23 protein-coding genes are annotated in these 23,450 nt (G+C 71.1%); 8 read left to right on the top strand and 15 right to left on the bottom strand.

The window, feature by feature from the left end; all coding sequences use genetic code 11:
• Positions 1–9 precede the first annotated feature (9 nt).
• On the bottom strand, positions 10–1,752 hold the full coding sequence (locus OG379_RS30570; RefSeq protein WP_405666211.1) for a pyruvate dehydrogenase: 1,743 nt from the start codon (positions 1,750–1,752) through the stop codon (positions 10–12).
• Between the two features lie 60 nt (positions 1,753–1,812).
• Entirely contained in the window at positions 1,813–3,195 is a 1,383-nt protein-coding gene (locus tag OG379_RS30565; RefSeq protein ID WP_405666210.1) for a protein phosphatase 2C domain-containing protein, read from the bottom strand.
• 309 nt (positions 3,196–3,504) lie between these two features.
• Here OG379_RS30565 and OG379_RS30560 point away from each other — a divergent pair, with 309 nt between their 5' ends.
• Positions 3,505–4,491: a helix-turn-helix domain-containing protein gene (locus OG379_RS30560; RefSeq protein WP_362939867.1), complete on the top strand. Its 987-nt coding sequence runs from the start codon at positions 3,505–3,507 to the stop codon at positions 4,489–4,491.
• Between the two features lie 70 nt (positions 4,492–4,561).
• Positions 4,562–5,044: a DUF456 domain-containing protein gene (locus OG379_RS30555; RefSeq protein WP_405666209.1), complete on the top strand. Its 483-nt coding sequence runs from the start codon at positions 4,562–4,564 to the stop codon at positions 5,042–5,044.
• A 55-nt stretch (positions 5,045–5,099) separates the two neighbouring features.
• On the opposite strand, the gene rsgA is transcribed toward OG379_RS30555, so the two are convergent.
• Complete coding sequence (rsgA, locus tag OG379_RS30550) at positions 5,100–6,263, bottom strand: ribosome small subunit-dependent GTPase A (protein WP_405666207.1); 1,164 nt, start codon at positions 6,261–6,263, stop codon at positions 5,100–5,102.
• Between the two features lie 321 nt (positions 6,264–6,584).
• Between rsgA and OG379_RS30545 the strand changes: the two genes are divergently transcribed.
• Entirely contained in the window at positions 6,585–7,085 is a 501-nt protein-coding gene (locus OG379_RS30545) for a DUF5949 family protein (RefSeq protein WP_393765380.1), read from the top strand.
• 131 nt (positions 7,086–7,216) lie between these two features.
• Here OG379_RS30545 and OG379_RS30540 read toward each other — a convergent pair whose 3' ends face one another.
• The 6 genes from OG379_RS30540 to OG379_RS30515 form a co-directional block, all read right to left on the bottom strand.
• A complete protein-coding gene (locus tag OG379_RS30540) occupies positions 7,217–7,624 on the bottom strand; it encodes a rodlin (protein WP_393765378.1) in 408 nt (135 codons plus the stop codon).
• 117 nt (positions 7,625–7,741) lie between these two features.
• The gene (locus OG379_RS30535; protein WP_393765474.1) at positions 7,742–7,963 is read right to left on the bottom strand and encodes a hypothetical protein; all 222 of its coding nucleotides are present in this window, start codon (positions 7,961–7,963) and stop codon (positions 7,742–7,744) included.
• Positions 7,964–8,230: 267 nt separating this feature from the next.
• A complete protein-coding gene (locus tag OG379_RS30530) occupies positions 8,231–8,641 on the bottom strand; it encodes a rodlin (RefSeq protein ID WP_405666206.1) in 411 nt (136 codons plus the stop codon).
• Positions 8,642–8,826: 185 nt separating this feature from the next.
• Positions 8,827–9,129, bottom strand: coding sequence for a hypothetical protein (locus OG379_RS30525; protein ID WP_393765374.1), 303 nt, complete (start codon positions 9,127–9,129; stop codon positions 8,827–8,829).
• 187 nt (positions 9,130–9,316) lie between these two features.
• Positions 9,317–9,550, bottom strand: a complete 234-nt coding sequence (locus OG379_RS30520) for a chaplin (RefSeq protein ID WP_405666204.1) — start codon at positions 9,548–9,550, stop codon at positions 9,317–9,319.
• A gap of 220 nt (positions 9,551–9,770) precedes the next feature.
• Entirely contained in the window at positions 9,771–10,175 is a 405-nt protein-coding gene (locus tag OG379_RS30515) for a rodlin (protein WP_104784554.1), read from the bottom strand.
• Positions 10,176–10,449: 274 nt separating this feature from the next.
• Between OG379_RS30515 and OG379_RS30510 the strand changes: the two genes are divergently transcribed.
• On the top strand, positions 10,450–11,217 hold the full coding sequence (locus tag OG379_RS30510) for a chaplin (RefSeq protein ID WP_405666202.1): 768 nt from the start codon (positions 10,450–10,452) through the stop codon (positions 11,215–11,217).
• Positions 11,218–11,293: 76 nt separating this feature from the next.
• Here OG379_RS30510 and OG379_RS30505 read toward each other — a convergent pair whose 3' ends face one another.
• From OG379_RS30505 to OG379_RS30485, 5 genes are all read right to left on the bottom strand, one after another.
• Positions 11,294–12,229 carry a dihydrodipicolinate synthase family protein gene (locus OG379_RS30505; RefSeq protein WP_405666200.1) on the bottom strand — a complete coding sequence of 312 codons (936 nt, stop codon included), beginning with the start codon at positions 12,227–12,229 and terminating at the stop codon, positions 11,294–11,296.
• Positions 12,226–13,233, bottom strand: a complete 1,008-nt coding sequence (locus OG379_RS30500; protein WP_405666198.1) for an oligopeptide/dipeptide ABC transporter ATP-binding protein — start codon at positions 13,231–13,233, stop codon at positions 12,226–12,228. The genes OG379_RS30505 and OG379_RS30500 overlap by 4 nt, the downstream gene beginning before the upstream one ends.
• On the bottom strand, positions 13,230–15,206 hold the full coding sequence (locus tag OG379_RS30495) for a dipeptide/oligopeptide/nickel ABC transporter permease/ATP-binding protein (RefSeq protein ID WP_405666196.1): 1,977 nt from the start codon (positions 15,204–15,206) through the stop codon (positions 13,230–13,232). Before OG379_RS30495 ends, OG379_RS30500 begins: the two co-directional genes overlap by 4 nt.
• A gap of 1 nt (position 15,207) precedes the next feature.
• Positions 15,208–16,158 carry an ABC transporter permease gene (locus OG379_RS30490; RefSeq protein WP_393765364.1) on the bottom strand — a complete coding sequence of 317 codons (951 nt, stop codon included), beginning with the start codon at positions 16,156–16,158 and terminating at the stop codon, positions 15,208–15,210.
• 71 nt (positions 16,159–16,229) lie between these two features.
• On the bottom strand, positions 16,230–17,825 hold the full coding sequence (locus OG379_RS30485; protein ID WP_405666194.1) for an ABC transporter substrate-binding protein: 1,596 nt from the start codon (positions 17,823–17,825) through the stop codon (positions 16,230–16,232).
• A 169-nt stretch (positions 17,826–17,994) separates the two neighbouring features.
• Between OG379_RS30485 and OG379_RS30480 the strand changes: the two genes are divergently transcribed.
• The 4 genes from OG379_RS30480 (at position 17,995) to OG379_RS30465 (ending at position 22,699) form a co-directional block, all read left to right on the top strand.
• Positions 17,995–18,726, top strand: coding sequence for a FadR/GntR family transcriptional regulator (locus OG379_RS30480; protein ID WP_405666192.1), 732 nt, complete (start codon positions 17,995–17,997; stop codon positions 18,724–18,726).
• 158 nt (positions 18,727–18,884) lie between these two features.
• Positions 18,885–19,901 (top strand): acetylxylan esterase, encoded by a 1,017-nt coding sequence (locus OG379_RS30475; protein ID WP_405666190.1) that lies wholly within the window; start codon positions 18,885–18,887, stop codon positions 19,899–19,901.
• Between the two features lie 64 nt (positions 19,902–19,965).
• A complete protein-coding gene (locus OG379_RS30470; protein ID WP_405666189.1) occupies positions 19,966–21,402 on the top strand; it encodes an exo-alpha-sialidase in 1,437 nt (478 codons plus the stop codon).
• Between the two features lie 106 nt (positions 21,403–21,508).
• On the top strand, positions 21,509–22,699 hold the full coding sequence (locus OG379_RS30465; RefSeq protein WP_405666188.1) for an FAD-dependent monooxygenase: 1,191 nt from the start codon (positions 21,509–21,511) through the stop codon (positions 22,697–22,699).
• On the opposite strand, the gene OG379_RS30460 is transcribed toward OG379_RS30465, so the two are convergent.
• The gene (locus tag OG379_RS30460) at positions 22,669–23,382 is read right to left on the bottom strand and encodes a FadR/GntR family transcriptional regulator (RefSeq protein ID WP_393765352.1); all 714 of its coding nucleotides are present in this window, start codon (positions 23,380–23,382) and stop codon (positions 22,669–22,671) included. The genes OG379_RS30465 and OG379_RS30460 overlap by 31 nt on opposite strands.
• Between the last annotated feature and the right edge of the window lie 68 nt (positions 23,383–23,450).

The following is a 23,450-nucleotide window of genomic DNA, read 5'->3' as shown; positions in this document are numbered from 1 at the left end:
CGGTCACGCTCAGGGCCGCGGGACGTTACGGAGGTTGGATCGGGCCATCTGGAGCATCCTGCCGACCCCGCCGTCCAGGACGATCTTGCTGGCGGAGAGCGCGAAGCCGGTCACCATGTCGGCACTGATCTTCGGCGGGATGGAGAGGGCGTTCGGGTCGGTGACCACGTCGACGAGAGCCGGGCCCTTGTGCCTGAAGGCCGCCTTGAGCGCACTCTCCAGCTGCTTGGGCTTCTCGACCCGCACCCCGTAGGCCCCGGCGGCCCGCGCGATCTCCGCGAAGTCGGGGTTCTTGTTGGTCGTGCCGAACGAGGGCAGCCCCGCGACCAGCATCTCCAGCTCGACCATGCCGAGCGAGGAGTTGTTGAACAGGACGACCTTCACCGGCAGGTTGTACTGGACGAGCGTGAGGAAGTCGCCCATCAGCATGGTGAATCCGCCGTCGCCGGACATCGACACGACCTGCCGGTTCCGGTCGGTGAACTGGGCTCCGATCGCCTGGGGCAGGGCGTTGGCCATCGAGCCGTGGCTGAACGAACCGATCACCCTTCGCTTGCCGTTGGGCGTCAGATAGCGGGCGGCCCACACATTGCACATTCCGGTGTCGACGGTGAACACGGCGTCGTCGTCCGCGAGTTCGTCGAGGACCGAGGCGACGTACTCGGGATGGATCGGGACGTGCTTCTCGACCTTGCGGGTGTATGCCTTGACCACGCCCTCGAGCGCGTCGGCGTGCTTCTTCAGCATCCGGTCGAGGAACTTGCGGTCGGTCTTGACCTTCACGCGCGGGGTCAGGGCGCGCAGCGTCTCCCGCACATCGCCCCAGACGGCCAGATCGAGCTTGGACCGCCGGCCCAGGTGCTCCGGGCGCACGTCGACCTGGACGATCTTCACATCGTTCGGGAGGAACGCGTTGTACGGGAAGTCGGTGCCCAGCAGGATCAGCAGATCGCACTCGTGGGTGGCCTCGTAGGCGGCGCCGTAGCCGAGCAGTCCGCTCATGCCCACGTCGTACGGATTGTCGTACTGGATCCACTCCTTGCCGCGCAGCGCGTGGCCCACGGGGGACTTCACCCGCTCGGCGAACTCCATGACCTCGGCGTGCGCGCCCGCCGTTCCGCTTCCGCAGAACAGCGTCACCCGTTTGGCCTCGTCGATCATTCTGCAGAGCTTCTCGATCTCCTCGTCACCGGGCTTCACGGAGGGCCGCGAGGTGACCAGGGCGTGCTCGATCGACTTCTCCGGGGCCGGCTGCGAGGCGATGTCACCCGGCATCGACACGACGCTCACGCCGCCTCGGCCGATCGCGTGCTGGATCGCCGTCTGGAGGAGCCGCGGCATCTGCTGCGGGTTGGAGATCATCTCGTTGTAGTGGCTGCACTCCTGGAAGAGCAGCTCCGGGTGCGTCGCCTGGAAGTAGCCGAGGCCGATCTCGCTCGACGGGATGTGCGAGGCGAGGGCGAGCACCGGGGCCATGGAGCGGTGGGCGTCGTAGAGGCCGTTGATGAGGTGGAGGTTGCCCGGCCCGCACGAACCGGCGCAGGCCGCGAGGGTGCCGGTGATCTGGGCCTCGGCTCCGGCCGCGAACGCGGCGGTCTCCTCGTGCCTGACCTGGACCCATTCGACGGCGGGGTTACGCCGGACGGCGTCGACCACGGGGTTGAGGCTGTCGCCCACGACGCCGTACAGCCGCTTGACCCCCGCTCGCACGAGGATGTCGACGAACTGTTCCGACACGTTCTGCTTGGCCATGGGTGCGCACCCTCTCTGCCTCCGGCTGTCCGTGCCTCCATCAACCCATGGCGTGCCGGATTACGCCTCCCAGACCGCCGCGCTCGTACGGTCGTCGGCGTACCCCTTGACCCTCAGCTGGGTGTCGGCCAGGTAGGCGGGCAGTCCGGGCGGCCCGTCGGCGGTCCAGCGCCGCGCGAGCTCCTCGGCGAGCGCCGGCTCCCCGCGCATGGGTTCGGCCAGGCCGTTTCCGCAGAGCAGCAGCGTGTCCCCCGGCCGGGCCACGGAGGCACGGAAGCGGAAGGGTTCCGCAGGCGGTGGCAGCGGGCTTCCGGCGTGCGGGGGCCGGGCCGTGGTGATCTGCAGATCCATCGTCAGCCGGTCCCCGCCGGGACTCTCCTCGCCGGCCTCCCGGCCGGTCGCGGGGAGCGCGGGGTCGAGGTCCTGCCAGACCCCGTCGCGCAGGCGGAAGAGGCCGCCCCGTCCGATGCCGAAGAACACCCGGGTACGGCACTCCGGGTCGGCGGACAGCAGCAGACAGCGCAGGTCGGCGCTGTACGCGGACGGTTCGATGCCGAGCTCGGCGGCCCGGCCGCGCAGCTTGCCGTAGGTGCGGTCGGTGAGGCGTTGCAGCCCCGACTTGAGGTCGCCCCTGCGTCCTGCCCTTATGTCGTCGGAGAGCCGGGCGTGACTGCGGGCGACGGATCCGCCGATCCAGCGACAGGCGTCGGCGGCGGCGAGGCGGGTCCGTTCCGTGCCCCGGGCGCCGCCGGCCACCGCGACGAGGACAAGGGCGCTGTCCCCGGTACCGAAGCGCGCGGTGAGCAGGGCGTCGCGGCGCGGCTCGCCCCGGAAGCGCGCCGAGTCGCCGCGTACGGACGCGGCCCGCAGGGTGTACGTCCCGTACCTGGCGCCGTCGAGGACCGTGTCGGGGACGAGGCAGTCGAGGTCGTCGGGGCCTGAGGCGGGCAGTGCGGCGGGCTCGGCTTCGTAGGTGGGGGGACGGTCCCCGATGTGGCCGACGTCGGGGCGTACGGGCGGGGCCCCGGGCGGCTCCGGCACGGCGGGCGGGTCGGCGGCGGGTGCCCGTACCGCGAAGGTCCGCGGCTCAGGAGGTCCGGTGGGGGCCTCCCAGGGGGCGCGCCCGACCGCGACGGTGCGCGCGGGCGGGGACTCCGGCGCGGGAGGCGGGGGCGGCTCCGGCGCGGGAGGCGGTGTCCGGGGTTCCGGCGCGAGGTCCGCCTCCGGCAGGCGCGGGTCGGGCAGTGGCACCACCGTGACCGGGTGATCCACCTGCTCCGCCCGGTCGGTCTCCGGTCCGCCCACGGCGTCCGACGCGGAGTCGAAGCGGTCGTCGAGGCTGTCGGCGGCGCCGCTCGGCCCGGTGTCCGGCGCGGTCTCGTCGTACAGCGCCCGCCACCAGTCGTCCTCATGGGCGGCGGGCTTCTCCCCCTGCTGGCTCATGCCCATATTGTCGACCGCTCGGGGCGTACGAAACCGGGTCATCCGGAAAAGTGGCCCGGAAGTGGCTCCGGAAGGTGACCCGCCAGGCGTCCCCACCCCCCACGGGAAGGTCGCCCGGCGGGCCGGTCTGTGTGCTCAGCCCGCCGCCCATGGCGCGGACGTTGCTGCGGTGGCGCCAGATTGTCAGAGAGACGGGTACGACGGGGCATGATGGGCCCGGCGGGTTTACGCCGTGGCTGTTTCCCGCCACCGCACACCCCGCCCGACGGGCGCGGGAACGCGCGAGCACGGAGCCGGGGAGGGCCGAGGATGCTGTCAGCGATAGGTCTCGACGAGAGACAGGAAGCGGCCTACCGGGCACTGGTCGCGGCCGGCGCCGCGGAGCTCTCCGACCTCGCGCGCCGGCTCGCCCTGCCGGAGGCGGACACCGAGCGTGCGCTGCGCCGGCTGGAGCAGCAGGGGCTCGTGGCCCAGTCGTCGTCACGGGCGGACCGCTGGGTCGCAGCGCCACCCGGGGTCGCCCTGGGCGCGCTGCTGACCCAGCAGCGCCATGAGCTCGAACAGGCGGAGCTGGCGTCCGCGCTGCTCGCCGAGGAGTACCGTGCGGAGGCCGCCGAACCCGCGGTGCACGACCTGGTGGAGGTGGTGACGGGTGCGAGCGCGGTGGCCCACCGGTTCCACCAACTGCAGCTGGGCGCCACGTCCGAGGTCTGCGCGCTGGTCACGGGGAAGCCGATCGCGGTCACCGGGATGGAGAACGAGTCCGAGGAACGGGCGGCGATGCGCGGTGTGTCCTATCGCGTGGTCGTCGAGCGCGACGTGCTCTCGCTGCCCTCCGGGATCGTGGAGCTTTCGGCGGCGCTGGGCCGCGACGAGCAGTGCCGGGTGGTCGACCGGGTACCGACGAAACTGGTGGTCGCCGACGCCGCGCTGGCCATGGTGCCGCTGACCGGCCGGGGGGCGGAACCCGCCGCCCTGGTGATCCACGCCAGCGGACTGCTGGAGTCCCTGATGGGCCTCTTCGAGGCGGTGTGGCGGGACGCGATGCCGTTGCGGCTCGGCGGGAGCGGGATCCGCGAGGAGAACGGGCCGGGTGCCGATCCGACCGATCTGGAGATCCTCTCGCTGCTTCTGGCCGGTCTGACGGACGCGAGCGTGGCGAAGCAGCTGGACCTGGGGCTGCGGACGGTGCAGCGGCGGGTGAAGGGGCTCATGGAGCTGACCGGGGTCACCACCCGGCTGCAGCTCGGCTGGCACGCGTACGAACGTGGCTGGGTGGCCCGCGCCCCGCGCTGACCGCGGCTTCGGCAGCCCGTGGGGACAGCGCTGACAGGCGGGACCCGGCGTACTCCGGCACGCTGGTCGAATGAGTGTGTGGCAGCTCGTTGCCGTCGGGGCGGTGATGCTGCTCGGCCTGGTCGGCGTCCTGGTGCCGGGCGTGCCCGGGCAGGCGATCGTCTGGGCCGCGGTGCTCTGGTGGGCGCTGACGGACCCGACCCCGGTCGCCTGGGGCGTGCTGATCGGCGCGACCTGCCTCCTGCTGCTGAACCAGGTGCTGAAGGCGCTGCTGCCCTCGCGGCGCCCCCGCGAGTCGGGGGCGCCGCGCAAAACGCTGACGGCCGGCGGCCTCGCGGCGATCGCCGGCTTCTTCGTCGTCCCGGTGGTGGGCGGGATCCTGGGATACGTGGGCGCGATCTACGGCGCCGAACGCCTGCGGCTCGGCAGCCGGGCGGCGGGCTGGACCTCGCTCCGGTCCGTGATGCGGGCGACGGGGTACTCGGTGCTCCTGGAGCTCTTCTGCTGTCTTCTGGCGGTGGGGGCATGGCTGGGTGCCGTCATCTGGGGCTGAGGGCGGGAGGAGGCCGCAACGGCGACGGTGCCCCGGCCTCCTCCCGCCCTTCCCACTAGCGCGTCCCGCCGCGCTTCATCGCCATCGCCGCCCGGCCCTCCGCTCCCCTGCGCTTCCACTCACGCAGGGTCTCGGTGCGCAGCCGGGCGTCCGTCTTCGCCGCGATGCGGTGGTTCTCCCGGAGCAGCTTGCGGTAGCTGTCGAGACGCCGTTCGGGCAGCGACCCGTCCTCGATGGCGCCGAGCACGGCACAGCCGGGCTCGGCCTCGTGGGCGCAGTCATGGAAACGGCACTGCCGGGCCAGGTCCTCGATCTCCGAGAAGACCTGGCCGACGCCGGCCTCCGCGTCCCAGAGACCGACCCCCCGCAGCCCGGGGGTGTCGATCAGGACGCCACCCCCCGGCAGCACGAGGAGGTTGCGCGTGGTGGTGGTGTGGCGGCCCTTGCCGTCCACGTCCCGCGCCGCCCGCACATCCATCACGTCCTCGCCGAGCAGCGTGTTGGCGAGGGTCGACTTGCCGGCGCCGGAGGTCCCGAGCAGCACGCTCGTACCGCCGCCGACGATCGCCCCGAAGACGTCCACGCCCTCCCCCGTGGCGGAGCTGACGGGGAGCACCTGAACCCCGGGGGCGATGCGCTCGATGTCCTCGACGAGATGGGACAGCGTCGTGGCGTCGGGGACGAGGTCGGCCTTGGTGAGCAGCACGAGCGGGTGAGCCTCGTACCCCTCGTGACCGGCGGGGCGGCTCGCGTCGCCGAGCAGAGCGGCGCCGGCGGTGCTGGACATGGCGAGCGCCAGGAACCGTTCCAGCCGTCCGAGGTCCAGCTCGACGGCGAGCGAGACACAGATGACGATGTGATCGATGTTGGTCGCGAGGACCTGGCCCTCGGAGCGCTGCGACGACGTCGAGCGTACGAAGGCGGTGCGGCGGGGCAGGAGCGTACGGACGAACTGCGGGTCACCGTCGGGGTCGACGGCCACCCAGTCCCCGGTGCAGACGATCCGCATCGGGTCGCGGGGCACCACGAAGGCGGTGTCCGCCCTGAGGAGGCCGTCCGGAGTGACCACGTCGCACTGACCGCGGTCGACCCGCACCACACGTCCCGGCAGGAGTCCCTGCTCGGCGTACGGGGCGAAGGTGTCGGCCCATGCGTCGTCCCAGCCGTACGGGGCCAGCGGGTGCGACGGGGTGGAAGCCTGGGAAATCGAGAAAGACAAGGGAAACCCTTCACAAGGGCGGCCCCGGCACCGCGCGTTCAGGCGCGGAGGGAAAAGGTCAAGGTCAGCCGGCGGCCACAGGGGTGGGAACGATGCACTTCGGGTCGTGGGCAGTGCCCACCGCAACGACAGTCATCAATGTCCTCACCTCCTGGTTCCTCGAACTGGGCACAGCCTAGCCCGGGGGCTCCATGGGCCGTCAACGGGTTTTCGCGGGCCGGGGGCCGCACATCGGCGGATTGGGCCGAGTTGGCATCGCTATTCCCCGATCAGGTGATACGGGTGCACAAGTACCGGTCTCGGGCCGTTAGGGTGCCGGACATGACCTCACCCAAATCCGCCACCGTCCCTTTCTCCCCAGCCCAGTTGGGCACGCAGGTTCTGATCGGCTGGAGCGGTTCGGATCCCGGAACAGGGCGTGAGACCGCCTTCCTGCTCACCTACGCCCTCGGCGACGCTCCGGGCGGACCGGAGGCCGGCGAGCGGGCCATGCGCACCGCCCTGGAGCGCAGCGGCCTGCGGGTGGGGGGCGAGACCCTGGACGCCTCGGATCTGCCGAACCTTCCGGTGAAGCTGCTCGTCCAGGCCGGGCAGGCCGTCCTGACGCTGCCTCACTTCACGGCGCAGTACACCGTGCCGCCGGAGTGGCTGGCCGTGGCACGGTCGGAGGGCAAGGTGCACGGGATGTTCGCCACACGCCCGTGGCCCGTGGCCGTCCCCGGGCAGCCGGTCGGCGAGGAGCTGCTGCGGTCCTTCGTGGGCGACCCCGAGACCATCAGCACCTCCGCCCACTGCCTCATGCCGGTACGCAGCCTGGGCTGACCCGCTCCCCGTCGCGTACGGACGGTGCCCACCACCCCCCGTGGAGTGGTGGGCACCGCCGTGTGCGCCACACAGCCGAATGCGGGCGGCCCTCAGGCGATACGCCCGGGAGCCGCCCGCATTCGATGGTGTCAGTTGTTGCCGACGCCGTTGCCCGAGAGCACCGGGATGTCGTTGAGGATGTGCGACAGCGGCTCGTCACCCTTGGCCTGGGTGGAGTTGTCCGCGCACTGCTGGTTCTGCGGGTTGGACAGGACGTTGATGTCCTGGACCGCGATCGGGATGATGCCGAGCACCGAGCCGACGTTGGCCTTGACCGGCAGAGCGATGCAAGGCTTGTTCAGCGAGCCCTGGACGAGGCTGAGCTGCGGGCTCTGGTCACCCTTGGTCTCGCTGTTGCCGTACTCCGCCTCGGCACCGTTGCCGTTGACCGTGGTGGTGCCGTGGTCGTTGCCGATCGCCATGGCCGAGGGGGCCGCGGCGGCGGAGAGACCGATAAGGGACACAGCCACAGCGGCGGCGGCGGTCATCTTCTTCATTACGCTTCACCTTTCGGAGCGTCCCGTTGTGGAACGTACTGGTTAACCAAGAACGGAAGGTTTGGTTCCGCTACACCACTCGAACGAGTTGGATCACGTTCACGGTCGACGGGGCCGTCACCCGCGCCCCTCTTCACGTGCGGCGGGGACGAACGCGCCCTTCCGCCGTCGCGCGGAGCCGCGGGTCACCGGCGGGCCGGGCGACGCGTCCACCGGGCCCGGCCGGGCGTCGCGCCGCGCCGCTTCCTGCCACTCGGCGAACAGCCGGTCGTAGATCGGCGTGGAGCTCTCGGGCAACCGGTCGCGGCCGGGCGCGTGATGACTGTCGTACGGGTCCATGAGGCGCATCTACCCGGTCGTGCGTGCGGCGTGGGCCGCGGGTAAGGCAACCGGCCCAATCCCCGCACTATCGGGCTACCCGACGTGCGGACCGGCGGACGACCGGCGGTGCGGGGACAGACGCGTGGGGCCGCTCCGCCCCCGCGGCCGACCGAGGTCGGCAGCTGCACGGGTGGGACAGCCCCACACGTCTTCACGAACTACGACGAGGCGGGAAACGGTGCACCCTGGCCGGAATGGCGCAGGGGGATCCGGAGTCGCGCGGTGTCAGTTGTTGCCCGCGCCGTTGCCCGAGAGCAGGGGGATGTCGTTGAGGATGTGCGACAGCGCCTCGTCGCCCTTGGCCTGGGTGGAGTTCTCGGTGCACTGCTGGTTCTGCGGGGAGGACAGGACGTTGACGTCCTGGACCGCGACCGGGATGAGCCCGAGGAGCGCGCCGACGTTGGCCTTCGCGGGCAGCGCGATGCAGGGCTTGTTGAACGAACCCTGGATCAGGCCGATCTGCGGGCTCATGTCGCCGTGGGTGCTGCTGTTGCCGTAGTACTGGTCGGCACCGTTGCCGTTGACCGACGTCGTGCCGCGGTCGTTGCCGATCGCCATGGCCGAGGGGGCCGCGGCGGCGGAAACGCCGGCGACGGAGGCGGCGACTGCCGCCGACGCCAGAATCTTCTTCATCATGAAACGTGCCCTTCTGGTATTTCTGTTGCCCGCCTGTCCGGAGCATTCTGTTCAACTCCGCCCGGTGGCAATGGTTGCGCCATTTCACTCGAACGATTTCCCCGACCGCGGCGCAGCGCAATGCGCGGTATCCGGTCACAGGAAAAGTTCGGAGCGAAGGGGCGGGCCAGGCGTCACGCGGTCGTTCAGCCGCCCAGCGGCAGCCCGCCCAGGAGCGGTCCCGCCGCATCGGCAACACCGTTCACCGCGTCGGCCGACCTGCTGATCGTGCCGTCCTCGTGAACCGCTCCGGCGGTCTGTCCGACCGCGTCCACCACGGGGTTAACCACCTGGTCGGGGATCTGCGGCGCGGTGGACGTCAGCTCGTTCACGCCGGTGGTGAGGCTGAGCCTGGGGGCCGTGGGGGTGGTGGCGGCGAAGGCGGGAGCAGCCGCTCCGAGAGCGGCCACGGAACCTGCGACAACGGCGACGGTCTTCGCGTACTTCACTTTCTCAAATCCCTTCTGCGGGCGGCGTCCGCCGCCTCTGACAGGACAACGATCAGGCCCCACGCGGGGAAACTACGCGCGCCGGCATTTCCGCCTCCGGGCTGCGAGCCGAAAAGCGGGAAGGCCCCGTAGCGCCATATGCGCTCCGGGGCCTTCTCAGACGAGCCATCAGCTCGACCGACAGAGGTCAGGCGTTGATGCAGGTGTTGCCGAAGGCCGGGTTGAGCAGACCGATCACGTTGATGGTGTTGCCGCAGACGTTCACGGGAACGTGGACCGGAACCTGCACGACGTTGCCGGACAGGACGCCCGGGGAACCGACGGCAGCGGCACCGGCGCCGGCGTCAGCCATGGCCGGGGCAGCGGCGCCGAGCGCCATGAGGGTTCCGGCGGCGACGGCGGCAACCTTGGTGTACTTCACTTTCATCCCTTTCTGCAGCGGAGTCCTGGGCGGCACGTCTTTCGTGCCGCACGAGCGACTACGTGAATGCGCTCGTGACTCCGGAGCTGTAATCCGTAACGATTGTCGGGCGACATCGAAACGCTATGGGAGCCGTTTCTCGGAAAACCGCCCGAATGCTGCAGGCCCGGGCCGCACGATGGAGGAGTGTCGGCGGCCCGGGCCGGTCGTTGAGGCCCGGTCAGCTGTTGCCCGCACCGTTGCCGGAGAGAACCGGAATGTCCGACAGGATGTGCGACAGCGGCTCGTCGCCCTTGGCCTGGGTGGAGTTGTCCGCGCACTGCTGGTTCTGCGGGTTGGACAGGACGTTGACGTCCTGGACCGCGACCGCGGCCAGAAGACCGACGAGCGCACCGACGTTGGCCTTGACCGGCAGGGCGACACAGGGCTTGTTCAGCGAGCCCTGCACGAGGCTGAGCTGCGGGCTCTGGTCACCCTTGGTCTCGCTGTTGCCGTACTCCGCCTCGGCGCCGTTGCCGTTGATCGACGTCGTGCCCGTGTCGTCACCGATCGCCATGGCGCTGGTCGCCGAGAGACCGAGGATGGAGGCGGCGACGGCGCCCGTGGCCAGAACCTTCTTGATCACGATGAACCCTTCTTGTACCGAGTGCCCCGCAGCGGAGCGCCCTGATCAACTCGCCTCCGGGCGTTTGGTTCCCCTCGTTCGCCCCCATTCACCCGAATGCCAGAACTCCGCCGCGGGACGAACACACGTACGTGACCCTTTCGGGTGATTACACAATTTCCACCGATCTCCAAGTTTCCCCCGCATCGTTCGCGTCGTTATGGATGCGTCCGCGTCGATGGCATGACCGCCATCAGGGTCACCGCCCACGCGAATTTCCGGAGAAGGGCATGTAATGCGACAGGTTCTGAATAAAAGCATGATCGTCATGGCGGCGGCGTCGGGCATCCTGACCGCCGCAGGCGGTTACGCACACGCCGACGCCTCGGCCGACGGTGTCGCCGCGAACTCCCCCGGTGTCGGTTCGGGCAACGCGGTGCAGGTCCCGGTGCACGTTCCGGTCAACCTCTGCGGCAACACCGTGAACGTGATCGCCCTGCTCAACCCGGCCTTCGGCAACACCTGCGCGAATGTCAGCGCGGGCGACGAGCACAAGGAGGAGCACGGCGGCGCCTACGGGGACGAGCACGGCGACGCCTACGGCGGCGGACACGGCCACCAGGGCTCCGGCGCGAGCGCGGACGCCCAGGCCGTCGGCTCGCCCGGCGTCCTGTCCGGCAACGTGGTCCAGGCCCCGGTCCATGTCCCGGTGAACGCCTGCGGCAACAGCGTCAATGTGGTCGGCCTGCTGAACCCGGCGGGTGGCAACACCTGCGTCAACGACAGTGGTTACGAGCACCCGCCGGTCGAGCCGCCGGTGGTGGAGCCGCCGACCGTCGAGCCCCCGACCGTCGAGCCCCCCACCTCGAAGCCGCCGGTCGAGCCCCCGGCCGAGGAGCCCCCGGCCGTGGAGCCGCCGGCCGGCAACCCCGGCCCGAACACGCCTGACACCCAGCTGGCCCAGACCGGTGCGGGCGACATCGGCATGGCCGCCGGCGCCAGCGCCGCACTGCTGCTGGGCGGCGCGGTGCTCCTGCGCCGCACCCGCGGTTCGCGTAACTAGTCCGGCACAGGAGGAGGGGCCGCCCCGCAGCACAGATGCTGCCGGGCGGCCCCTCCGCTTGTCCGGGGACGCGGTGTCAGACGCGGGACAGGCCTGCCCGGTCCAGGAACGCGGCGACCGCCTTCGTCTCGCCGGCGTCCAGCCGGCGCATCGGCGGGCTCATCACATTGGTCGCGATGACGCCGCGCAGCATCAGGGCGGTCTTGAAGGCCCCCAGCCCGGCGGCCGTCGCCGAGGCTGTGCCGGGTGCGGCGGCCCCGACGATGTCGAACAGCGCGACCAGCCGGTCCTGTTCGGCCCTGGCGGCAGCCCAGTCCTCCTTCACGGCGGCTTCGTGCAGACGGACGTAGCCGTGCGGGTCCACATTGCCCAGGCCGGGCACCGACCCGTCCGCGCCGCACAGCATCATCGCGTCGACCACGAGCTCATGCCCCGTCAGGACCGAGAAGCCCGGGAGCTCACGTGTTCCGATGGCCAGTCGGCGGAAGGACCCGTCGTCCCCGCTGGAGTCCTTCACGCCCGCGAGCACCCCGTCCGCGGCGAGCGGCAGCAGCAGCTCCGGGTCCAGTTTGCTGTGCACGCAGACCGGTACGTCGTACGCCAGGAGCGGCAGGTCCACGGCTGCCGCGATGTCGCGGAAGTGGCGGTCGATCTCCGTGGCGTGGGTGCGCGTGTAGAAGGGCGCGGTGGCCACGACCGCGTCGGCGCCGAGACCGGCCGCGACGCGGGCCCGCTCGATCGCCCGGTTGGTGGTGGTCTCGATGGCGCCGACGAGGACGGGCACCTGTCCTGCGGCGGCCGACGTGATCACCTTGATGACCTCGTCCTGCTCCGCGGGCGTCAGATAGGCGGTCTCGCCGGAGCTGCCGAGGGCGAAGAGTCCGCCTGCTCCCCCTTCGAGGAGGTGGCCGACGACCCGCTCCAGGGATGCCCTGTCCAGTTCGCCGTCCGCGGTGAGCGGCGTGACGACGGGCGGGATCACACCGGAGTACGGGGTGGTGGAGGCGGTCATGCGGTGCTCCTTGCGGGCGGTACGGGGGTCAGGTCCCCGGTGAGGGAGACGGGGGTCCGGGGGTGGACGCAGTGCCAGAGGTGTTCGCCGGGCCCGAAGGTCCCGGCCGGGAAGGCCGTGGAGCACTCCGCGTCCGCATGCCGGCAACGGGTGCTGAACGGGCAGCCGGGCGGCGGGTTGGTCGCGGAGGGCACCGGGCCCGTGAGCACGATGCGTTCCGTGGCCACCAGCAGGCTGGGGGTCGCGGAGAGCAGCGCCTCGGTGTACGGGTGCCTGGGGGCGCCCGCCACGTCGGCGGCGCGGCCCTCCTCGACGATCCGGCCGAGGTAGAGGACGGCGATGCGGTCGGCGAGGTAGCGCACGGTCTGGATGTCGTGAGAGATGAACACCATGCCGAGGCCGAGGCGTTCGCGCAGGTCGACGAGGAGGTTGAGCACCTGGGCGCGTACGGAGACGTCGAGCGCGGAGGTCGGTTCGTCGGCGACGATCAGCTGCGGTTCGAGGGCGAGGGCGCGGGCGATGGCGACGCGCTGGCGCTGGCCTCCGGAGAGCTGCCCGGGCAGCGCGGCGAGGGTGTGGCCGGGCAGTCCGACCAGGTCGAGCAGTTCCTCGACGCGGGCCTCGCGCTCCTCGCGGGTGCCGCGCTTGTGCACGTCCAGCGGGTCGCGCAGGATCTGCCGGACCGTGAGGCGCGGGTTCAGCGCGGTGGAGGGGTCCTGGAAGACGACGCCGACGGCCGAGCCGAAGCCGTCACGCCGCTCGGCGCCCGTCATCTCCCACAGGTCGCGCCCGTGGAAGCGGACCTCTCCCTCGGTGGGCTTCTGCAGTCCGGTCAGCACCCGGGCCAGGGTGGACTTCCCGCAGCCGGACTCACCGACCAGCCCGACGATCTCGCCGCGCCTGACCTCCAGCGTGGCGTCGGTGAGGGCGTGGACCGCGTCGCGGCTGAAGAGGCCTCCGCCGCGTGCCTTGTGGCGTACGTGAACTCCGTCGAGCCTGATCACAGGGCGCTCCCTTCCAGCTTCTTCGCGGCGTCCGCCCCGGACGGGTGGTGGCAGGCGAAGCCGTGGTCCTTCTTGGTGCCGCGCCCGGTGAGTGCGGGTGGCGAGGTACGGCAGAGGTCGGTCGCGGCACCGCAGCGCCCGGCGAAGCGGCATCCCCCGCCGAAGCCCTGGGGAGCGGGGACGACGCCGCGGATCTGGTGGAGGCGGTTCGCTCCGGCTTCCAGGGATACGACGGATCCGAGGAGGCCGCGGCTGTAGTGGTGGGCGGGGTCGGTGAGGACGGACCTGGTGTCGCCGACCTCGGCGAGCCGGCCCGCGTACATCACGGCGACCCGGTGCGAGAGGTCACCGACCAGGGCCAGGTCGTGGGAGACCAGCACCATGGCGAAACCGAGCTCGTCGCGGAGCCGGACGAGGAGTTCGACGACCTGGGCCTGGACGGTGACGTCGAGGGCGGTGGTCGGCTCGTCCGCGATCAGGAGGCGGGGGCTGCGGGACAGGGCCATGGCGATGAGGACGCGCTGGCGCTGCCCGCCGGAGAGCTCGTGCGGGTAGCTGCGCAGGGTGCGTTCAGGGGAGAGGCCGACGAGTTCGAGGAGTTCGGCGGGGGTCTTCGTGCCGCCGCGTGAGGTCAGCTGCCGCAGCTGGGTGCCGACGAGCACGGAGGGGTTGAGGGAGGAGAGCGCGTCCTGGTAGACCATCGCGATCTCGGGGCCCATCAGGGCGTGGCGTTCCTTGGGCGGGAGCTTCAGCAGGTCCCGGCCCCGGTAGAGGATCTCGCCGCTGACCTCGGCGTTGCGGGCGAGGAGGCCCATCACGGCGAGGCTGGTGATGGACTTGCCGCAGCCGGACTCGCCGACCAGGCCGAGCGTCTCGCCCTCGTGGACGGTGAAGTTCAGCTTGTCGACGACCGGGATGTCGCCGTAGCGGTCGGGGAAGCGGATCGCCAGGTCGCGTACGACGAGTAGGTCGTCGGCGTCCTCGCATACGGGGGTGATGGTGGGTTCGGTGGCGTCGATGTGCCGGGCGAGCTCGGCGAGGGCGGCGTCGATGTCGACGGTGGAGGCGGCCTCGACCGGGTCCGGTGCCGTGGTGGCGGCCGGCTCGGCGGCGGGGCGGGCGCTCCTGGGCGCCGCGGAGGCGTCGGTGAGGCCTTCGGAGAGGATGTTGAGCGCGAGGACGGTGACGAGGAGGGCCAGGCCGGGGAAGAAGGTGGCCCACCATCCGCCGGCGAGGAGGATCTGCCGGCCGTAGGCGAGGACACTGCCCCAGCTCGGGTCGGGGTCCTGCACACCCGCTCCGATGAAGGAGAGGCTGGCCTCGAAGATGATGGCCTCGGCCACCATGACGGTCGCGAACACCATGACCGGGGCCATGCAGTTGACGGCGACGTGACGGAGCACGATGTAGCCGCGGCGGGCCCCGATGACCTTCTCGGCGGCGACGTAGTCCTCTCCGTACTGGGCGAGGACGTTGGCGCGTACGACGCGGGCGAGGGAGGGGGTGTAGACGAAGGCGATGGTGAAGATGATGACCGGGACGCTGGTGCCGAAGACGGCGACGAGGACGGCCGCGAGTGCGATCGGCGGGAACGACATCACGACGTCGAGGGTGCGCATGACGGACTCGTCGCCCAGCTTGCGCGAGGTGGCGGCGAGCGAGCCGAGCAGGGCTCCGGCGACCAGGGCGACGGCGGTCGCGCCGAGGCCGATGACCAGCGAGTAGCGCGAACCGTGCACCACACGGGCGAGGACGTCGCGTCCCGCACGGTCGGTGCCGAACCAGTGGTCGCCGTTCGGGGCCTGGACGGGGGTGCCCGTGGTGAGCGGGTCCTGGGTGAGGAGAGGGGCGAGTACGGCGCCGAGGACGACGACGATCAGCACGCCGAGGGCGATGCGGGAGGTGACCGGGAGGGCGCGGAAGGCGATGCCCGGTCGGGAGAGCTTGTCGGCCAGACGGCCCGTGGCGAACATGTCACACCGTCCTGATGCGCGGGTTGACCAGCAGATAGAGCAGGTCGACGATGACGTTGACCACCAGGAAGGCGATGGCGATGGTCAGTACGGTGCCCTGGACCAGGGCGACGTCGCCGCCGGTGACACCTTCGAGGATGAGTTTGCCCATGCCGGGCAGGTCGAAGATCGCCTCGATGACGACGGCCCCGCTGAGCAGGTAGCCGACCTTGACGCCGAGCACGGTGAGCGGGGTGACGAGCGCGTTGCGCAGCACCGAGCGGATCACGAGGAGGACCGGCAGCCCGTTGCCCCGGGCCGTACGGACGTAGTCGCGGTCGAGTTCGGCGACCATCGACGTGCGGACGAGGCGCGCGAGTGAAGCGGCGACGGGCACGGCGAGCGAGATCGCGGGCAGCGCCATCGTGGTGAGCCAGCCGCTGAACGAGTCGGCGGGGTTGGTGTATCCGCCGGTCGGGAAGATCCGGGTGTTCAGCGCGAACTGCTGGATGAGCAGGACGCCGAGCCAGAACGACGGGACGGCGACGCCGGCCATGGAGAGGATCCGGAAGAGCTGGTCGGGCCAGCGGTCGCGGTACATGGCGCCCAGGACGCCGCCGACGACGGCGAGGACGATCGCGAGGAGCAGCCCGAGGAAGGTGAGCTGGAGGGTGAGTGGGAAGGCCGCGGTGATCCGGTCGATCACTGGCTGGCTCGGTGGGACGGTCACCCCGAGGTCGAAGTGGAGGAGTTGGCCGAGGAAGTCGAAGTAGCGTACGGGCAGCGGGTCGTTGAGCCCGTTCGCCTCGGCGAAGGCCTCGCGTGCCTCCGGGGTGGCGCTCTCCCCGAGCGCGTTGAAGGCCGGGTCGGCCGGCGAGAACTGCAGCACCACGAAGACCAGCAGCGCGATGCCGAGGATCATCACCGGCATCATCGCGACGCGGCGCAGCGCGAGCCGGAGAAAAGCAACCATCGTCGGGTTCCTTGTGATTGGGCGGACAGCGGGTCCGGGCCGCCGGGGAGGGCGGCCCGGACCGGTGGACGTCAGGCGCGGCCGACGTCCACGAAGGACAGGCCCGTGGTGGGCAGCGGCTTGAAGCCGGGCAGGGCCTTCTCGCTCCAGGCGGTGGGCAGCTTGCGGTGGAGGATCGGGTAGAGCGCGGCCTCGTCGGCGACGACGTCGGTGATCTGGCCCCAGAGCTGCTTGCGCGCTGTCTCGTCGGCGGCCTGGGCGGCCTTGTCGAGAAGCTGCTTGACCTTCTTGTACTCGGTGGACTTCGCCCAGCCGTAGCGCTTCTCCGGCCAGAAGCCGTAGTAGAACCAGCGCATCAGGAGGTCCACGTCGTTGCCGAAGACGGAGGGGTCGCCGGGGGCGACCATGACCTCGAAGTCGCCGCCGTCGACCTTGGCGTACTGGGCCGGGGACTGCGCGATGTCGAGGGTGGCCTCGATGCCCGCGGCGGCCCAGCTCTCCTTGAGCAGCGGGGCGATGTCCTTGACCCAGCCGGTGTCGGTGGTCAGGACGGTGAACTCGAGCTTGCCCACGCCCGCCTCGGCGAGCAGCCTCTTCGCCTTGGCCACGTCGTGCGTGTAGACGGTGGCGGCCTTGTGGTGGTCGGGGTGGGTCGAGGGGACGTACCCGGTCGCGGCCGCCGCGTTGCCCACCATCGCGGTGGAGATGATCTTCTCGGTGTCCAGCGCATAGTGCAGGGCCTGGCGGACCCGCTTGTCGGCGAACCGCTCGTCGGCGGTGTTGAACATCAGGAAGAGGAGGCCGAAGGACTGCACGGACTCGGTCTTCGTGGTCGCGGAGAGCCTTTTGACGTCAATGTACGGGACGTCCTCGATGGCCTGGACGCGTCCGGACTCCATGGCGCTGACGCGGGCCGACTGGTCCGACATCAGGCGCCAGACCATCTTCTCGGCCTTGGCGGGGTGCGAGCCGTTGTACTTGTCGTACTTCTCGAAGACGATCTTGTCCTCGCGGGTGGCCTCGACGAACTTGTACGGGCCCGAGCCGACGGGCTTGGCGTCGAACCCCTTGACGTCCGCCTCGACGATCTTCTTCGGCACGATCCGGGCGACGGCGATGCGGGAGGGGAACAGCGCGAATGCGTACTTGAGCTTGAACTCGACCGTCCTGGTGTCGACCGCGGTGACGGTGTCGATGAAGGGCACGAACTGCGCCATCAGCGAGGAGTTCTTCGGGTCCAGGATGCGTTCGAAGCTGAAGACGACGTCCTCGGCGGTGACCGCCGAGCCGTCGTGGAAGGTCGCGCCGTCACGGAGGGTGGCGCGGTAGGTGGTGGCGTTGATCTTCTTCGGCATCTCGGTGGCGAGTGCGGGAGCGGCCACGAGCGTGGCCGGATCGAGATCGACCAGGCCCTCGAAGATGTGCATGTTGGCCGCGTACGGCGTGGCACCCGATGTGATCATCGGGTCGAATCCGGTCGACAAGGGGTACGACAGACCGGCCTCGATGGTGCCGTTGCCGTCGCTCCTGCCCGCCGTTCCGTCGGCGGTCGAGGAGGGCCCGCCGCACGCCGAAAGTCCTGCCGTGATGGCGGCGGCCGCCCCGATGGCGCTCGTGTAACGCAGGAAGGTGCGGCGCTCGACGCCGGCTGGCCTCAGCTCGGGCACGGGTCCTCCAAGGGACGTTGAGGATGAGGAAAGAGGTGAAGAAGGGTGTTTTGGCGGTTCTCGGCAGCCCTATGGGGCGCCAAGCATCAGACGTCAGATGTCTGATGCCTTGATAGCGTGGGAACGTAGCTTGACAATCGAGAAGGGTCAAGAGGTGGGGAGTTCACATATGTCCGGCACACGCCCCGGTCGCACCTTGCTGCGGCAGGAAGTCGTCGAGGGCATCAAGCGCTACATCCTCGACGAGCGGCTGCGCCCCGGGGACCCGCTCCCGACGGAGCCGGCCCTGTGCGAGGCGCTCGGCGCCAGCCGGTCCAGCGTCCGGGAGGCCGTCAAGATCCTCGCCGCCCTCGACATCGTCGAGGTGCGCCACGGCCACGGGACGTACGTCGGCCGGCTGAGCCTGTCCGCGCTGGTGGAAAGCCTCACCTTCCGCGGCCTCCTCTCCCCCGACGACGACTTCCAGGTGATGGCCGACCTCGTCGACGTGCGCGAGCTCTTCGAGCGGGGCATGGCCGACCGGATCATCTCGTCGCTCTCCGCCGAGCAGCTCGACTCCCTGGAAGGCCTGGTGGCGACCATGCGCGCCACCGGTGCGGGCGACGGCCACGGCTTCGTCGCGGCGGACCGGGCGTTCCACGCCCTGCTCGTCGCCCCGCTGGGCAACGACCTGATCGGCCAGCTCTCGATGGCCTTCTGGGACGTGTACACGATCGTCGCTCCGCACCTCGACGGATTCACGCACGCCGACGAGACGGCGACGATCACCGCCCACCAGAACATCGTGGACGCGGCCCGCGCGGGCGACACGACCGCGTTCCTGAAGGCTCTCGGTGAGCACTACGCACCTGTCAGGCGACGTATCGCCGAGGCCAGGTCGCGCGGAGCGAACCCGCTCTGACCGAGGGCCCCCCACCTCCCGCCCCACCCCGGGGGCGGGGGTTCCCGGCGCCGCCCCACCCTTGACGGCCGGCCGCAAGGCTCCCTAGGGTCCGGATGCCGCCAGGACATCTGACGTCTTCTGTCTTGTCGCTTCCCGTCCCCCAGGAGGGCACAGCCATGCCGTCGGCCGATCTCCCGCTCGAGGAATGCCTCACCTACCGGCCCGGACTGCCGCTGCCCGACGGCTTCGACGCCTTCTGGTCCAGCACTCTGAGCGAGGCCCCTCACGACGGCGTCCCGGACAAGCCGCGCTACAGGCCGGTCGACTGCGGGCTGACCCAGGTGCGCACGTACGACGTGAGCATCCCGGGGTACGGCGGCCGGCCGGTGCGCGGCTGGCTGCACATGCCCGCCGGTGCCACAGAACCGCTCGGCTGTGTCGTCGAGTTCCTGGGGTACGGACGCGGCCGGGGGCTCGCGCACGAGCAGCTGATGTGGGCCTGCGCCGGATACGCGCACCTGATCATGGACACCCGGGGCCAGGGATGGTCGGCGGCCGGCGGCGTCACCGCGGACACCGACGCCGGGGCCGCCGGGACCGTGCCGGGCTTCGTGACCCGGGGCATCGAGAGCCCCGAAACCTACTACTACCGGCGGGTGTTCACCGACGCGGTCCGTTGCGTGGAGGCGATGCTCGAACACCCGGAGGTCGATCCCGCCCGCATCGTGGTGACCGGGTTCAGCCAGGGCGGCGGCATCGCGCTGGCCGTGGCCGGGCTCCTGCCGGGGCCGGGGCCGGGGCCGGCCGGAGTGATGCCGGACGTGCCGTTCCTGTGCAACATCCTTCGGGCCGCCCGGATCGCAGGGGTGGCGCCGTACACCGAGATCACCGATTACCTCCGCCTCCACCGCGACCGCACCGCGTCGGCCTTCCGCACGCTGTCGTACTTCGACGCCGCGCACCACGCCACCCGCGCGACGGCGCCCGCACTGTTCTCCATCGCGATGACGGACGAGATCTGCCCGCCCTCCACGTGCTTCACGGCCTACAACCGTTATGCGGGCCCCAAGGACGTGCGCGTCTACGAGTTCAACGGGCACGAGGGCGGCGCCGAGCACCATCGGGCCGAGCAACTGGCCTGGGTGCGCTCCCTGTTCTCCGGCCGTCCGACCGGGCGGGCCGACCGCTCCTGACCTGAGGCCACGCGCCCCGCTCCATCTCCGCAGCTCTCCCCCCTCACGAGAAGAGAGACCGTACATGCAGCGCAGAGTCACCCTCGCCATGCTGTCCGCCGCCGTCCTGGTGGCCGCCGCGGCCGGCACCGCGCACGGCGCCCCCGCCGCCGGCGAACTGACCTCCCAGGACATCGCGACCGCGGGCGCCGGATCCCCCTACTACCGCATCCCCGCGCTGACCACCTCCACCAAGGGCACGCTGCTGGCCGCCTACGACGCCCGTCCCACCCTCGGCGACCTGCCCGGCAACCTCGGGATCGTGCTGCGCCGCAGCACCGACGGCGGCACCACCTGGGGAACCCAGCAGGTCGTCCGCAAGGAGGCCGCACCCAAGGGCTTCGGCGACCCGAGCCTGCTGGTGGACCGCACCACGGGCCGGATCTTCGTCTTCTACGCGGGCTCCGTGAACCAGGGTTTCTTCGGATCAGGCACCGGCAACGACGAGACGGACCCGGACATCCTCCAGGCCGACTACAGCTACTCCGACGACGACGGGCTGACCTGGACCCACCGCCGGATCACCGGCCAGATCAAGAACCCGGCCTGGGCCGGGATGTTCGCCGCCTCGGGCGAGGGCATCCAGGTGCGCAACGGCGCGTACAAGGGGCGGCTGATCCAGCAGTACGCCATCCGCGACAACGGGGCCAACTACGCGGTCAGCGCGTACAGCGACGACCACGGCGCGACCTGGAGGACGGGCAACCCGGTCGGCCCCGGCGGGGACGAGAACAAGACCGTCGAGCTCAACGACGGCCGGATCATGCTGAACAACCGTTCCGCGCCGTACCGGACGATCGCCTACTCCACCGACGGTGGCGTCAACTACACGCCGTTCACCCAGGACACCAACCTGCCCGACCCGGCGAACAACGGTTCCGTCATCCGTTACGCCCCGGACGCCGCGGCGTCCGACCCGCAGTCCTCGTGGCTGCTGTTCAGCAACACCGAGAGCACCTCCTCCCGGAGCAACCTCACCGTGAAGATGTCCTGCGACAACGGGAAGTCCTGGCCGATCCGGAAGGTCGTCGACGCGGGCAGCGCCGCGTACTCCACGATGACGAAGCTGTCGAACGGCCGGGTCGGCCTGCTCTACGAGCGCGACAACTACAAGAACATCACCCACTCCTCCTTCGACCTGCAGTGGCTCGGCGGCACCTGCGCGGACATCACCATCACCCCGCCGGCCACACTGAGGGCGGGGACCACCACGGAGGTCACCGTCCGGGTCGTCAACCGGATGGACGTGACCCGGAGCGCGGGAACGCTCGACCTGACGGTGCCCGGCGGCTGGACGACGAAGCAGGTGGCCTTCCCGGCGACGCGGCCGGGCGAGGGCGCGAACATCAAGGTCCCGGTCACGATCCCGGCCGGCGCCTCCGGGGACGCCAGGCTCACCGTGACCTACAGGGCCGACGGCAAACAGGCGTCGGGGAGCCGGACGGTGACCGTCACCCCGTGACGCCCCGTCCCGAGGGTGGTGTTGTTCCCCCGTCCGCGCCCGCACGGCTGCGACGATGGGGGACGACATCTCCCTGGACCCGGGACGACGGACAGGCGGTAGCGGCATGGCGGCAACAGGCTTACGGATGGGCGTAGTCGGCGGCAGCATCGCCGGGTGCGCGATGGCGGTCGCGGGTCTCCGGGCGGGGGCCGACGTCACCGTGTACGAGCGCAGCGCGGGCGCACTGCAGGACCGGGGGCTCGGCATCGTCATCCCGCCCGCCCTGCACGAGCGGCTGGTCGCCACGGGCTATCTCGACGCCGACATGCCCACCGCTCCCGTGACGACCCGCGTCTGGCTGACCCGGGCCCCCGGCGACCGCTCGGCACGCGAGTTCGCCCGGCAGCCCAGCCCCGTGACCCCGTGCAACTGGGGTCTGCTGTGGCAGGCGTTGCGCACCGCGTCCGCCGGCGCGAGCCATCACCGCGGACGCCCCGTCATCTCCGTCGAGCGTGCCCCCTCCGGCGGCGGCGTCGTCCGTACGGCAGTGGGCGAGGCCACCTACGACATGGTCGTGGGCGCCGACGGGCACGAGTCGCTCACCCGCCGCGTCCTGGCCCCGGACCTGCGGCCCACCCCCGCCGGGTACGCCGTGTGGCGCGGCACGCTCCCCCTGTCCGCCCTCGCGGAGCACCGCCGCCCCCTGGAGCTGCTGCGCGGCGCCTGGGTGACGATCGGTTTCCCCGGCGGGCACGGCATCTTCTACCTGATCCCCCGGGGCGGGGGTGCCGGCCCGGACGACCGCCTGCTCGCCTACGCGATCTACGCGATCCCGCCCGGCCGGGCACCGGGCGAGGCCGGGTACGTACGGCAGCTGGCCGAGGAGCACTTCCCCCGGGAGTGGGCCGAGATCGTGGCCCGCGGGGAGCACACCGCGACGACCTGCCACCCCGTCGCCGATCTGCACGCGCCCCTCGCCGCGGAGCACCCGTTCCTCCTCGCGGGCGACGCGGCGGGGGTCACCCGCCCGCACACGGCGAGCGGAGCGGTCAAGGCGCTGCAGGACGCCCTCTGCCTGGAGGAGGCGCTGCGGACGTCGGCGTCGGCCGCCGGGGCGCTGCGGCACTACGCCCGTGAGCGCACCCCGGAGGGGGCCCGGCTGGTGGAGCTGGGCCGCAGACTGGGCCGCGCCCAGGTGGAGCTGGCCCCGGACTGGACCGCGATGGACCAGGGTGCGGTGGACGCGTGGTGCCGCGCCACCCTGGCGGGCACGAGCAGCTATCTCTACGCGGACACGGGCGCGGACGCGGACTGAGGTTCCAGGCGGTTGCGGATCCCGTCGAAGTGGGTGCTCATCGCGCGCACCGCACGCGCTCCGTCGGCGGCCGCGACCGCCTCGACGATCTCGTGGTGCTGGGCGCAGGTGACGGCCGGGTCCTGGTGGCCGTCGTCCATGTCCTCGCGCACCCGGTCCATCGCCGCCCAGAACGCGTCCAGCACCTCGCTGAGCAGGTGGTTGTCGAGGGAGGCGTAGAGCGCGAGGTGGAAGGCGCGGTCGGTGGCGCGGGCGACCCGGCCGTCCCGGGCGGCCTCGCTCTCCATGGTCACGACGAGGGCCCGCAGCACGGCCAGATCCTCCGCGGGGACGCCGGCGGTGACGGCGCCGACCAGCCCGGTCTCCAGTGCCTCGCGCACCTTCATCAGCTCCAGCAGGCCCGGTTCGCCCTGCCTGTGCCGGACGGCGGCCCGGAAGGCGAGCCCCTCGGCGAAGGGCGACAGGGAGAGGGAGCCGACGAAGGTCCCGAAGCCGCGGCGGATCTCCACGACGTTCATGGCCTGGAGCGCCTTGAGCGCCTCGCGCACCGAGACGCGTCCGGCCGTGTACAGCTCCATCAACTCGGTCTCGGTGGGCAGCGGGTCGCCCGGTCCCAGCCTGCGTTCGAGGATCAGTTCCTTGATCTTTCGCTCAATGTCCTGAGCCATGGTGGGGCGGGCCACAACGGTCCTCCTGCGGTGTCGCCGGCCGACGGGACCTCTTGACCGGTCGCCGGGGCATCTGTTTAAGG

Source organism: Streptomyces sp. NBC_01166 (assembly GCF_045039765.1).
Taxonomy (GTDB): domain Bacteria; phylum Actinomycetota; class Actinomycetes; order Streptomycetales; family Streptomycetaceae; genus Streptomyces.
The sequence above is the reverse complement of the archived record's forward strand: the minus strand, read 5'-3'. Positions and strand labels throughout refer to the sequence as shown.